General features: G+C 42.0%; 12 protein-coding genes. 6 read left to right on the top strand and 6 right to left on the bottom strand.

All coding sequences use genetic code 11. The annotated features are described in order from the left end of the window. The first annotated feature begins 168 nt into the window (after window positions 1-168). The 5 genes from AC2A4J_RS07950 (at window position 169) to AC2A4J_RS07930 (ending at window position 5,370) form a co-directional block, all read left to right on the top strand. Entirely contained in the window at window positions 169-1,464 is a 1,296-nt protein-coding gene (locus AC2A4J_RS07950; RefSeq protein WP_484175589.1) for an ABC transporter substrate-binding protein, read from the top strand. 125 nt (window positions 1,465-1,589) lie between these two features. After that, entirely contained in the window at window positions 1,590-2,525 is a 936-nt protein-coding gene (locus tag AC2A4J_RS07945) for a carbohydrate ABC transporter permease (protein WP_484175588.1), read from the top strand. A 10-nt stretch (window positions 2,526-2,535) separates the two neighbouring features. Beyond that, window positions 2,536-3,399 (top strand): carbohydrate ABC transporter permease, encoded by an 864-nt coding sequence (locus AC2A4J_RS07940; protein ID WP_484175587.1) that lies wholly within the window; start codon window positions 2,536-2,538, stop codon window positions 3,397-3,399. A gap of 34 nt (window positions 3,400-3,433) precedes the next feature. Further along, a complete protein-coding gene (locus AC2A4J_RS07935; RefSeq protein WP_255825307.1) occupies window positions 3,434-4,549 on the top strand; it encodes an ABC transporter ATP-binding protein in 1,116 nt (371 codons plus the stop codon). A gap of 65 nt (window positions 4,550-4,614) precedes the next feature. Next, on the top strand, window positions 4,615-5,370 hold the full coding sequence (locus tag AC2A4J_RS07930) for a GntR family transcriptional regulator (protein ID WP_255825308.1): 756 nt from the start codon (window positions 4,615-4,617) through the stop codon (window positions 5,368-5,370). Window positions 5,371-5,456: 86 nt separating this feature from the next. On the opposite strand, the gene AC2A4J_RS07925 is transcribed toward AC2A4J_RS07930, so the two are convergent. From AC2A4J_RS07925 to AC2A4J_RS07905, 5 genes are read right to left on the bottom strand one after another with little or no spacing between them, the layout of a single operon-like run. Beyond that, a complete protein-coding gene (locus AC2A4J_RS07925) occupies window positions 5,457-6,785 on the bottom strand; it encodes a DUF3422 family protein (protein WP_484175586.1) in 1,329 nt (442 codons plus the stop codon). A gap of 33 nt (window positions 6,786-6,818) precedes the next feature. Next, complete coding sequence (locus tag AC2A4J_RS07920) at window positions 6,819-7,745, bottom strand: GGDEF domain-containing response regulator (RefSeq protein WP_484175585.1); 927 nt, start codon at window positions 7,743-7,745, stop codon at window positions 6,819-6,821. 3 nt (window positions 7,746-7,748) lie between these two features. Next, window positions 7,749-10,118 (bottom strand): ATP-binding protein, encoded by a 2,370-nt coding sequence (locus AC2A4J_RS07915; RefSeq protein WP_484175584.1) that lies wholly within the window; start codon window positions 10,116-10,118, stop codon window positions 7,749-7,751. A gap of 30 nt (window positions 10,119-10,148) precedes the next feature. Next, window positions 10,149-10,934, bottom strand: a complete 786-nt coding sequence (locus AC2A4J_RS07910) for an avidin/streptavidin family protein (RefSeq protein ID WP_484175583.1) — start codon at window positions 10,932-10,934, stop codon at window positions 10,149-10,151. Window positions 10,935-10,962: 28 nt separating this feature from the next. Next, window positions 10,963-12,183 carry a pepsin-like aspartic protease gene (locus AC2A4J_RS07905; RefSeq protein WP_484175582.1) on the bottom strand — a complete coding sequence of 407 codons (1,221 nt, stop codon included), beginning with the start codon at window positions 12,181-12,183 and terminating at the stop codon, window positions 10,963-10,965. 93 nt (window positions 12,184-12,276) lie between these two features. Here AC2A4J_RS07905 and AC2A4J_RS07900 point away from each other — a divergent pair, with 93 nt between their 5' ends. Next, entirely contained in the window at window positions 12,277-12,825 is a 549-nt protein-coding gene (locus AC2A4J_RS07900; RefSeq protein ID WP_484175581.1) for a hypothetical protein, read from the top strand. A gap of 23 nt (window positions 12,826-12,848) precedes the next feature. On the opposite strand, the gene AC2A4J_RS07895 is transcribed toward AC2A4J_RS07900, so the two are convergent. Next, the gene (locus AC2A4J_RS07895; RefSeq protein WP_484175580.1) at window positions 12,849-13,397 is read right to left on the bottom strand and encodes a lipocalin family protein; all 549 of its coding nucleotides are present in this window, start codon (window positions 13,395-13,397) and stop codon (window positions 12,849-12,851) included. Window positions 13,398-13,451: the final 54 nt, after the last annotated feature.

Raw genomic sequence — 13,451 nt, 5'->3', positions numbered from 1 at the left:
AAACGCAAGATCAAATTATTTTCCACAATTCTGTCATATTTATTTGCCTGAACGAATAATTGGTGCTAATTTTTAAAAAAATAAATACCTAAAAGATACCAATAAGACTTTAGAGACTAATAAAAAAGCAACCACATCACAATTGGAAAACACAATCGGAGAGTACTCATGTTAAATGTTCGTTCCGCTTTACTTCACAAAAAACCGGAAGCAAAAACGGTTACAAAGCTCACTTGCCTAGCGGCGATACTGCTTAGCAGTACTGGTATCGCGCAAGCGGCAGATGGTTTATCTATTGAAAGTTGGCGTAGTGACGATGCTAACATCTGGTCAGATGTTATTATTCCAGCCTTCAACAAAAGTCACCCAGACACAAAAGTAAACTTCGCACCAACCCCTCCAACTGAATACAACTCGGCACTGCAGGCAAAGTTAAAAGCGGGTTCCGCTGGTGATTTAATCACTTGCCGTCCATTCGATACCGCTCTCGACCTTTATAAAGATGGTTACCTAGCCAACTTAAATGATCTAAAAGGCCTCAAACAATTCTCCGATGTAGCGAAAAGTGCTTGGGTAACAGATGATGGTAAAGATCAATTCTGTATGCCTGTTGCGTCTGTTATTCACGGCTTTATTTATAATAAAGAAATATTTAAAGAGCTGAATTTATCTATTCCTAAAACACGCGATGAATTTTTTAATACTCTGGATACCATCAAATCAGAAAGCCGTTACATACCTCTAGCCATGGGGACTGCAGACCAATGGGAAGCCGCCACAATGGGATTCCAGAACATTGGCCCGAACTATTGGGAAGGCGAAAAAGGTCGTAAGGCACTATTAACTGGCGAAGAAAAGTTAACTGACAAAGCCTATGTGGACACTTGGAAAGAACTTGCCGAGTGGAAACCGTATCTGGGCAGAGGTTTTGAAGCACAAAAATATTCTGATTCACAAAACCTATTTACTTTAGGTCGGGCAGCCATTTACCCAGCGGGCTCTTGGGACATTCAGACATTTAACAATCAGGCGGATTTTGAATTTGGCGCCTTCCCACCACCTGTGGCGAAATCAGGAGACACTTGTTACATAAGTGATCATACCGATATGGGGATTGGCATTAATGCGAAATCGACTAATAAAGAAGCCGCTAAAGTCTTCTTAAATTGGATGGCTAGCAAAGAATTCGCCACGCTTTATGCCAATGCGGTTCCAGGCTTCTTCCCATTGTCTAATCACCAAATCGACATCAAAGATCCTGTTGCACAAGAGTTTATGAGCTGGCGTCAGCAGTGCAAATCGACCATTCGTAACTCTTATCAAATCCTATCTCGTGGTACGCCAAACTTAGAGAACCAACTATGGAACGTTAGTGCTCAGGTTATCAATGGCACCATGACACCAGAAGAAGCCGCCAAAGAAACACAGGACGGTTTGGAGCAATGGTACAAACCTCAGCAATAAGTTAAACCCAACCCTGATCCTCTCCCATTGAAAATAAGGGGAGAGGATCATAACTCGCCTGCTCCTCCCCCTGCTAAGGGGGAGGCTGGGAGGGGGTTAAGATTAATAACAATTTGAGATGAACTATGACGCCATCCAACCAACATGATGAAAAGAAGCCTTTCCCATGGCACTTGGTGTTTTTCCTTGGGCCAGGATTACTGATTTACGTTGTTTTCAGTGTTTACCCCTTACTCGATACACTCGTATTAAGCCTATACAACGAGCAACAAGGACAAAATAACTTTGTCGGCCTGCAAAACTTTATCACCTTGATAACGGACGACACTTGGTCACAAGCTTTCTGGAATGCACTCGGCAATAACTTTAAATTTTTTGCGATTCATATGCTTGTACAAAACCCGATCGGTCTGCTTCTGGCAGTGCTATTAAGCGCTCCAAAATTACGTCTCTCTGGCACTTATCGAACGCTCATTTTTATGCCAACTATGTTATCTGTGGTTATCATTGGGTTTGTTTGGCAGTTGTTATTAAGCCCTATCTGGGGAATTTCAGAAGACTTTCTTTATAACATTGGCCTTGGCCAATACTTCGATGCCTGGCTTGGCAAAGAAGGCAGTGCGCTAATTACTTTGGCCTTTATCTCCGTCTGGCAGTTTGTCGGTATTCCGATGATGTTGATCTACGCCACCTTGTTGAATATTCCTGACGATATTGTCGATGCCAGCGTGGTAGATGGTGCTAATTCATTCCAGACTTTTTGGCACATTAAATTGCCATTGATTTTACCGACCATCGCTATGGTGTCGATTTTGACGTTTGTGGCGAACTTTAATGCTTTTGAATTGATATACGCCGTGAAAGGCGCTCTTGCTGGCCCTAACTTCTCAACCGATTTAATGGGGACCTTCTTCTACCGAACCTTCTTTGGCTTCCAGCTACAACAAGGCAGCGCTTCCATGGGTGCCGCGGTGGCTACTCTGATGTTCTTAATCATTTTGGTGGGCGTTATGTTTTTCCTATTCTTTATTCAACGTCGCATTCAGCGATTCCAATTTTAAGGAGGCTATGATGAAACTATTAGATCGGCTTATGCCCTCCTCTGGAATAAGACAAGTCCCAAAAAGCGTCACGATACATGCCGTGTTATTGGCCTACACCGTAATTGCCCTTTTCCCAATTATTGTTGTTGTGATCAATGCCTTCAAAGAGCGTCGTACTATTTTCCGCGACCCACTCGGCTTGCCAGACAGTGACTCCTTTACCTTGGTGGGCTTCCAGCAAGTACTTCTGAGATCTGACTTCGGTTTGTATTCGTGGAACAGCTTAGTCGTCACAATTTTGGCGGTTGGCTTAGTACTTTTACTGGGTGCTATGGCGGCTTGGGCACTGACGGAATACAAATTCAAAGGCAACTTGCTGATTACCTTTTTGTTTGCCATGGGCATCATGATTCCCATTCGTTTGGGCACGGTAAGTATCTTAAGCCTGATGGTTAGCTTGGACCTTGTGAATACGCTTACTGCTCTGGTGTTGGTTTACATAGCCCAAGGCTTGCCGCTTGCTGTGTACATTTTGTCAGAGTTTGTACGCACTATTCCGAAGGAACTTACCGAAGCTGCCCGTTGCGATTCCGTTAGCGAATATAAGATTTTCTTTTGTGTCATTTTGCCGCTACTAAAGCCCGCGATGGCAACCGTGGCTGTATTTACCATGATTCCGATTTGGAACGATTTATGGTTCCCGCTGATACTCGCTCCAGGTGAAGAAACTCGCACTATTACACTTGGCGTACAGCAATTTGTGGGGCAATACGTCACGGACTGGAACTCCGTATTATCCGCCTTAACCTTGGCGATCGTTCCTGTACTGATTCTATACACCATTTTTTCAAGACAATTGATCCGCGGCTTAACCAGCGGAGCGGTCAAATAATAGTTTATATCTTTGACCGTTGGAGGTTTATTTCATGGCTAGTGTAAAACTGAACAATATTAAAAAACGCTTTGGGGATGTGGATGTACTGCATGGCATTGACCTCGATATCAAAGACGGTGAATTTGTCGTTTTGATCGGCGAGTCTGGTTGCGGAAAATCTACCTTATTACGTTTACTGTCTGGATTAGAAGACATCACCGAAGGCGACTTATATATCGATGAAGAACGCGTTAATGGGCGCTCGCCAGCCAAACGTGGTATTGCAATGGTGTTCCAATCTTATGCCTTGTATCCACATATGAATGTGTTCAAAAACATGGCGTTTGGCTTAAAAATCTCAGGGAAAGACAAACACTTTGTAAACAACAAGGTAATGGAAGCCGCAAAAAAGCTAAAGATTGATCATCTACTGGAACGATTACCTCGAGAGCTGTCAGGTGGCCAGCGCCAGCGTGTCGCCATAGGCCGCGCCATTGTACGAGACCCGAAAGTCTTCTTATTTGATGAACCTTTATCTAACTTAGACGCTTCCTTACGGGTTCAAACACGTGTCGAACTTGGCAAACTTCATCAGGAACTAAAAGCCACCGTAGTGTATGTGACTCATGACCAAGTAGAAGCCATGACATTAGGTGATAAAATCGTCGTCATGAACAAGGGTCGTGTAGAACAAGTCGGAGCACCTTTGGACTTATATCACCACCCAAAAACACAATTTGTTGCCGCTTTTATTGGTTCGCCAAAGATGAACTTTTTAACCGCAAAAATCAGTCAACCTGACCCAGAGAACACGCAACTTGTGCTAGAATCCGGCCGCGCCATTCAGGCTGGCATTGATACGTCATCGCTAAACAAAGGCGACATAGTGCAACTTGGATTACGACCAGAACATATTGCGCTCGAATGCGAACACAATACCGTTGAAGGCACAGTTACTTTGATAGAACACCTTGGCGAACTGTCCTATTTGTATGTCGATATCGGTCAGGAAGGCGAAATGGTGCTTAAAGTAGATGGCGATAATCAACACCAAGCAGGCGACAAAATCACCTTTGGCATTCAACCTAATCGACTGTATTTATTTGATCACCAAGGTAACGCCTTAACGAGGGTCAACGCCCATACGTCTGCGGCTATCCCCTTTTAACGCTGGAATACTTAGCCCTTAGCAATAACAAGTACGGGAACCCCTTCCCGTTCAGGACACTGACTATGAACCAAAATCGCGTTAATGAGTTATTTGGTGCTGCCGATGCATTGAGAGAAAAAGGCATTCCTCTCTATATGCAGGTAAAAAAAGCTATTTTAGCGTCTATTTCTGCAGGTCGAGTGCTTGGCGGTGATACCCTTCCGCCTGAGCGTGATCTGGCTAAGTATCTTGACGTTTCACGCGTCACAGTGCGCCGCGCTATCGACGAGCTGGTAAAGGAAGACGTATTGACGCAACGCCAAGGCGCAGGAACCTTTGTCAGCGAGCGGGTTGAACAACCACTCAACCACTTGCGTAGTTTTACCGAAGTCATGAAAGCTCGCGGCAAAGCCATTACATCAAAATGGCTGGATCGTTCTTTAGGAATGCCCCATGAAGATGAATGCAAAGCTCTAAAATTATCTGCAGAACAAGAGGTAGTGCGTTTTTATCGTTTGCGTTACGCCGACGGCAAGCCCATGGCACTTGAGCTAGCAACGATCCCAAGCAATTACATTCTTAACCCTTTTGCGATGGAAGGCTCTCTGTACGATTTATTAGAGCAACAAGGCTGCCGCCCAGTTCGCGCATTCCAGCGCCTTCGTGCCATTAGCATTGACGAACAGCGAGCCCAGTTGCTCGATATCCCAGAACTTAGCGCTGTGCTTTACATTGAACGTACCGCCGTCACACAAAATGGCACACCCATTGAGTTTACGCGCTCATGGTTCCCTGGGGATTCCTATGATTTCGTGGCAGAAATTCATAACACAATATAATCAATATTTATCCATTAGAACGCAGAAAGGCTTCCTACGCTAAAGTAGAAAGCCTTTTTCTAGGGTTTGGTTTATCAAAAAGCCTGCTATTTTTCTTCTTTTGCTTTAGCTAACAACAAAAACCGCTTATGGATTTTTCGTGTCGCAAACCACACACTGCCAACCACAAGAGGTACTGACAAACCTATCACTAGGCTTTTATCAAAATTCACACCTTTGTCGTATACCGCCTCGATCAAGAACTTCAGCAGACCCACACTGTAGTAACTTATTGCAGCGACTGACAGACCTTCAACCGTATGTTGCATAGCAAGCTGAATCTTTGAGCGACGATCCATAGAGGTAAGCAGTTGTTGATTCTGCGATTGAATCGACATTTCTACTTGGGTGCGCATCATATCTGACACTCGGTCGATACGAGTCGAAAGACTTTCCAAGTGATTACCAGCCGTATTACAAGTCCTCACGGCAGGTGTTAAACGACGAGTCATAAATTCGGTAATGGTTAAATGACCAGATACTTCGTCTTCTTTTAACTCATTCAAACGCTTTAGAACCAATTCGTGATATGCCCTTGTGGCACTGAATCGAAAAGACGTTTTAGAGCGAGTCGCTTCAACCCAAGCAGCCATATCGATGAGCTCACTCAACAGGGCTTGTTCATCAAGTGCTTCTGTGGCATCGGACAAACTAGCGGTGGTTTGTGCCAATTCTTCGTCCATCTCAACCAGTTCTGCGTTGTACTTACGTGCCATGGGCAATGCCAATAACGCCATTAAACGATAGGTTTCTATTTCGACTACGCGCTGAACCATGCGACCTAACTGACTATCACTCATGCGTTTGTTATAAATCAAAAACCGCCCACAACCATCGCTGTGTAGTTGAAAGCTAGTCCACACCTGAGCATCGCCATTATGAGGACGACTACCAACCAGACGCATGCCTTCAAAATGACTTTTAACGAGCGCCAAATCTGGTTCAGGAATGGTTCTAGCATCTTCAACAGCCACGTGAAAGGCAGCAATAGTCGTGCCTGGCATACTTGATAACCATTCAATGGGCAAATTAGCCAAGGCATTTTGGTCAAAAATGCCGAACCCTGAATCAACATTGGTACAAATAATCATGTAAGAAATAAACTCAAGGTGCTTATCACGGCGAACCGTGAAAGGACCAAAATCCACCTCAAAACACACACTGTCTTTTTCTGGTGGTGCACCATTAAAATGATTATACAGTGAACAAAAATGTTCGAACTCTGCTTGCTTTTGGTCTGGCCTAACGATAACCGCGAGGTAACTTATGCGGGCTGGGCTGGGCAAAACCTGAAATGGGCGCGAATGCAACTCCGCATACAAAACATCTCTCAACGGGTGCATTTCTAACCCATATGAGTTATTAACCTTGTTCATTACAAACCTTCTATAAGAGTGAATTAAACAACATCACTCAACAACTTCATTTAGGTTACTCGGTAAACTCCATAATATTTTATTTTTACCGCTTTTTTTAGCCAATCCAAGCATATCATCAGCCGCATTAAAAAAGTCTTCACTATGGCAGTTTTCACTGGGTAATTGAGTAGTGCCACCCACACTAACCGTTACTCTACCGTTAAAGTCTTCATGGCTGTAAGCTAAATTTAAAGCCTCGACGCCCTGCATACAACGCTTAGCAATCTCAAAAGACTCTTCTTTTGAATGGCCAGGTAGCAAGATAACAAATTCTTCACCGCCATATCTTGCCACCAGTCCTTGATCTAAAACTTGGTTAGCCAGCACTGAAGCGACTTGCTGAAGTACCTTGTCGCCTGTGGCATGTCCGTAACAATCATTATATTGTTTGAAATTATCGATATCGATGACTAATAAAGATATACATGATTGATTCTCAATAGCGTTTTGCCATTCTTGTTGAATGACTTCCTGGTATTTACGACGATTAGCCAGTGATGTTAATGGATCAATATTCGCGAGTTTTTCTAGCATCTTACGCTGTTTCACAAGCTGTAAATGAAGACGCACTCGAGCCAGTACAATATTGGTATGTAGTGGTTTCTGAATGTAGTCATTGGCCCCCATTAACAAGGCTTTTTCTTCATTGCTTGAGTCATTTAAAGCCGTAATGAAGATAACGGGGATAGCACTGGTTCGAACATCATGGCGAAGACGACTCATGGTTTCAAAGCCATCCATTTCAGGCATCATGACATCAAGTAAAATCAGATCTGGCTGGTACTCTATGGCTTTTCTAACACCCTGCTCACCGCTTTTCGCAAGCATGACGATGACATCATCACTCAGCATATCGCTGATTATTTTCAGGTTTATTTTTTCGTCATCAATGACTAAAACACGTTGTACTTCTGTCATAGTCTAATCGCCTTGAAGCTCTAAAATAAGCCGAGATGCTTTAGCAAAAGCAATCTCAAACTCAATGTTTTTCACATCATAAATTAAGTTTTCAATATCTAGAGCATACTTGGTTCCTCTAACCATTTTACGTAGCAAGCTGAAATGATTTTCTACAAAAAAATCTGATTTTTCTAACAAAGGGACAATCGTTTTTAATTTATCAACGAGAACTCCTTCTTCAAAATTAATTTCCACTTCACTTGCATTAATTAATGAGGAATAAGAGGTTAAAATTACTTCTAATTTTCTAACGAGAGTCTTCACTTCTTCTACTAGTGAACTAATATTTTCAATACTAGGAGAACTACAATTAATATTCTCTTCTAATTTTGAACAATAACTTGATAGCTCAAAAGCACCTATATAAGCAGAATTAGACTTTAATGAATGAATGGCTCCGACTAGATTGTCCGCCTCCAATTCGTAAAAAGAAAAGTCCCTATAGCGATTATAAAAAGACAATACCAAATCGAGATAAAGGCTCTTTTTAGCATCCAAGTTCGAGATCGCTTTACTCGTGTCTAACATATCTATTGAAGTCAGTTTAAACAACACCTCAGAAAGTAATGAGCCTTGCTCTTGAGCTAAGAAACCATTCATTTCTAAGGGATTATGATGATTATTTGGGCCTAGGTGTTTTTGTAAAATTTTGTATAAACCGGTTTTGTTTATTGGCTTATCTAAATGCGCATTCATTCCAGCTTTTGCAGACTGCTTTTTTGCCTCTTCAGAGACATGTGCCGTCATGGCAATAATTGGGACATCGCCATAAACAGAAGACTGCCTGATATTTCGTGAAGCCGTTAATCCATCCATTATTGGCATTTGAATATCCATCAAAACCAAGTCGTACTTTTTACTTTCTAATCGACTTATCGCTTCTTTACCGTTTTCAACAACATCAACATTGATCAAAGTATCCGCTAAATACCCTAAAACAACCTTTTGATTAATCAGATTATCTTCTGCCAACAGCACGTAATATTTTGATAAATCAGGAGTACGTTCAATCTTTTCATTTTTTTCTATTTGCTCTGTACTATATTGTAAGTTTTCATTTGAAATACTAGGTTCCAATGCAACATTAAGAGGAAGAGCAAAACTAAAAGTAGAACCCTGCCCTAGCTCACTATTCACCCAAATATCTCCGCCCATCAGTTCACATAACTGACGAGATATCGTTAGACCTAATCCCGTTCCTCCGAACTGGCGAGTAACACTGTCATCGGCTTGCTGAAAAGATTGAAATAGCTGGCCTAAATGCGCCTTTGATATACCTATTCCAGTATCAATAACATCACACCTAAGCACGACATCGCAGCCTGCCTTTTCTTCTGTATACAGACGAACACAAATCCCACCGCGCTCGGTAAATTTGACGGCATTGGTTACCAGATTAACCAATATTTGCTGTATACGCAGAGGGTCTCCTAAAAGTATATGTGGTAAAGAAGGAGAAATATCGACCGTCACCGTCAATTTTTTTTCTTCTGCTTTGATAGCATTCATATTAATGGCGTGCTGAACAACCACTTTTGGGGAAAAAGACACCTCTTCTATGCCCATTTTTCCTGCTTCAATCTTCGAAAAATCCAATACATCATTAACGAGGCTAAGTAGGCTTTCCGCAGACGTTAAAATAGTATTGATATAGTCTTTTTGCTCATGACTTAATGACGTTTTTAAACTTAGGTGGCTTAATCCAATGACAGCATTAATTGGGGTACGTATTTCATGACTCATACGAGCCACAAAAGAAGATTTAGCGTCCAGAGCATCTTCTACTGTTCGTTTCGCATCTTCTAGTTCTTTCGTTCGTTCTTGGACCTTACGATCTAGATCTTGATTGATAGATTCTAATGCGGCGCTGTATTCAAGAAGCTTTTCATTAGCTTGCAAGGCCATATTTTCAGCGTCTTTAATTTTAGTGATATCACGACTGACGCCACAAACAAAAATCGGCTCTCCAGCGGAGTTAAATATAGGCACAAACAATGTATCAAAATAGATACGACTGCCATCACCCCGAACACCAGACTGTTCAATAGAGATTGGCTTACGACCTTTTATAACGTTTTCATAAGTCTCGAAAACCTGCTCTGCCATCTCATCGCCAAACTGCACCCTCAAATTAAGACGGTGAATTTCAGCGCCCTTTTCAAGCCCCATAACAGTCTTAGATGCTGGATTATTATCATATAAGGAAAACTCACCGTCTTTTTCCACCGCCATAATAAACATTAAGTCAGCAGAGTAACGCCACATTTCGAGAAAACAATCAATGATGGTTTGGTCATGTTCTTGTTGATTAAAAGCGTTACTGATGTTCATTTGTTTTCCCTCACAATATGCCACACCCAACTAGGGCTGTTTGGATAGTCGCCAATTCATCGAGCTCGCCTGAAAAAAAGAATCATCTGTGGTGGTAGAATTAGCAAGCCACCTAGATAGCACTAGAGCACGAGTATCTTGACTAATACGGCCAACAAGTGAAATAGGTTGACCATGAACCATCATATATCCACTTAAACTGACACTTTGTAATGTATTGTTATGCTGCATAGGCAAAGTGTCAGTAAAGCCATAAATTTTAACTCGCTCATTGCTATAACTTAGCCAGCCTTCAACAAAGCCATATCGCTGATTCTGCAAGGACACAGTTAACTGGATTTTTTGTTCCGCATCCTGCCAAATCCCATTAATAGGATTCGCCACCTCGACTTTTTGCTGTGTAATGCTTTTCACCTTATCGACAGCAAATGTAGAGGAGGAAGAAGACCGCTTAGTGAAAATCAGCTTATCTATGTAATCACCAGGTTCAAAACCTTGGTATTGAGTTGTCGTAACCAAGGAATTCATCACGGTCATGTGACCGTTGAAGTCTAGCTGGCCACAGTAGGTCGATACCCAATGCGAACCATCATCGGGCTCTTCATCACCAGTTGAACGCCAATAAATAGACAGCACTAATGGTTGCGAAGCATCTTGAACTGGATTGATCGGTCGACAATAGCCAACAACGATATAGGTCCCAGTTGATCCAGTATGTGAACCATATTCCCCTAAAATAAAGCCATCGTTACTCACATCTAGTGTCATAGTAGATCCGTAACTATTTTCCCAAGTACCATTTAAAATTAAAGACATACTTTTACTTCCTAAGCGGTTAGAAAAATCAGTTTGCAGCAAAAATTCCTGCTGGCTGCTTTTGAAGGGTTGTGATGATCTTTGGGCCCGAGGTTTTATTAAAAATCCACATTCCCACAGGTAAAAGGTTTGGTTTTCCGTCAATATATTCGATCGAATATTCATACAGGGTATACAGATAATCCATCATAACAGCCCCCACTAGAGCGATATAATCTCCGCCTTCAAGCGGCTGAAACTGAGTAACAAGCTTACCTTTATCTTCTCCTTCTTCGATCAGCACATTGTACATATCTGAAGTGACGACCAATTTCCCCACGCCTCCAGAATCGGTACTGCCAATCTCAATCACAAGATCCTCTTCTGTTTGAGAGGCAATGCTATAAAGGGCATTCATCAAAGCAACATCCCCCTTAAATGCTGACGAGCCAGAATCTAAAGCAAAAAAATAAGTCGTTTCAGGAAGAATTTCTGAAGGAATCAACTGTTTCTGCCCAATAGAAAGGGAGCCAATCTTACTGGTCCACAGATACGGAGCAGCGTATTTATCCCAAGGCAAAAACAAATACTCTCTACTATTGCGATAATCCTCATTAAGCTGGCCAAATTGGACTTGACCTTTTTTGCTGTCGATATCCGTCAGAAATCCTACATAGGGGCACTGGGGACTGACAACACCTTGCTCAATCAAGCTTTGAAAAAAGTGAAAAGAGGCGGCTTCTTCTTGATTCGGAAAAGACTGATATCGATAAGGTGAATAGACCGCTGTCTCAGTTACGTCCGTCATACTTGGAACACCAATTCCACCGTCCCAATCCAATTCACTAAATTGTGGGCCTGCATAAGATCTCGCAAGATAAATATCCGATAATACAGGCACTGCCACATTGGCAGATTGGTTTAAATGAGGCGTTAAGGTAAATACATCACGACCCGTTTGAACTTCCATGCTTCCCCAAGGACCGAAGCTAACCGTCATTACCTGCTCATCAACCCAAGTAAAGCTTGACGATAGCTGATAGACGAACTGTTTATCACCGTAGTGTTCACAAGTATTTGGTTGGCATAAACTGGAAGTAACCCAAATAAAGTTACTGCCAGTATCAAACGAAAATTTTAGTGGCTGAGGTGAGGTTCCCAAACCAACGCAAGCATACCAAGGCGACGCGCCATTATTTTGATAAGGCCCTCTATCAAGAGAAACCCTAATACCTTTCCCTTTACTATTTACTGTTGACAATTTATCCATACATTCTCCAGAAAAACACAGTGTATACTTAGGCGTAATGACGATTAACATACACAACATATGTGACGAATAACAAACAGGATTAGCAATCTCATGTACATTTTGACCATTAGATACAGCGTGCTTTTATTACTATTCCCTTTTGTAAACCTAGCTCATGGCAATGACTTAATAGCCTTTGGTAAAGAGTGTTTGGTTAAAGAAGAGCGTTTAGGTAAAGCTCAAAATAGATTAGACGCGCTGTCTCTTCGATCAGAAAGAACGCAGAGAAAAAATAGCCAAGCGACACATTACCTAGACCGCTATCAAATGCAGAAGGAACAACTCGAAACATCAATGACAGAGTGCGCAGAAACCACGCCAAATAGCGCATACTGTCATCAAGTTAGGCAAAGATATAATGAATTAACTTACCTGATTCAGCGAGAGAAAGCAGACTCAATAGAGAATGATTTTGGTGGTAACGACGCAACCATTAACTACGAAATAACAAGAAACAATTTCAATCAACGCCATGATGATTTCCTAGCTTTATGTCGCGACTCGGATATGCACTATGCGCTTATTCAAAACCCTGCAGCTTACGCTGAAGTTTGCTCAACCCAACAAGCAAAAGAATCCATCACATGCTCTCTTTTCTAAAAAGAGAGCATGTGAGCAAAGGATTAGCTGGCTGGAATAGAGCCACCCTGCACCACATTGACTAACTTATCCATCGGGAAGCCCAAAGCTTCCGCTTTGGCTAGCAATCGACGCTTAACAGCTTCCGGCATAGTTGGCGTACGTGACAACAACCAGAAATAATCACGGCTTGGGCCAGAAATCATGGCGTATTGATAATTATCTTTATCTAATTCGAAAATCACATAGGCACCATAAAATGGCCCAAAGAAAGAGACTTTTAAATGACCAACATTAGATGAATTGACAAAATAAGCACGACCTTCCGCTTCACGCCATTTTTTTTCTTCCGCTGAATAGCCACGATTCAATACAGATACACCACCATCGTCCCGCATAGAATAGGTCGCCGTAACTTCTGATAAACCTTCTTCAAAAGCATGATCTTGGCGGACAATTTCATACCAAGTTCCCAAATAGCGCTTAACTTGGAACTCAGTCACTGGATCAATATTTTTAGGCGCACTAGTACAACCCATTAATAAAGCGCAGCCAGCAAGCAAAATCGTCTTTATTCCATTCGTTATTTTCATCGAAGTATCCTTTATAAAAAACGGTACATGTAAAGCATCATAAAAATGTCACAC

The organism is Marinomonas sp. ATLA20, from assembly GCF_057180105.1.
The sequence above is the reverse complement of the archived record's forward strand: the minus strand, read 5'-3'. Positions and strand labels throughout refer to the sequence as shown.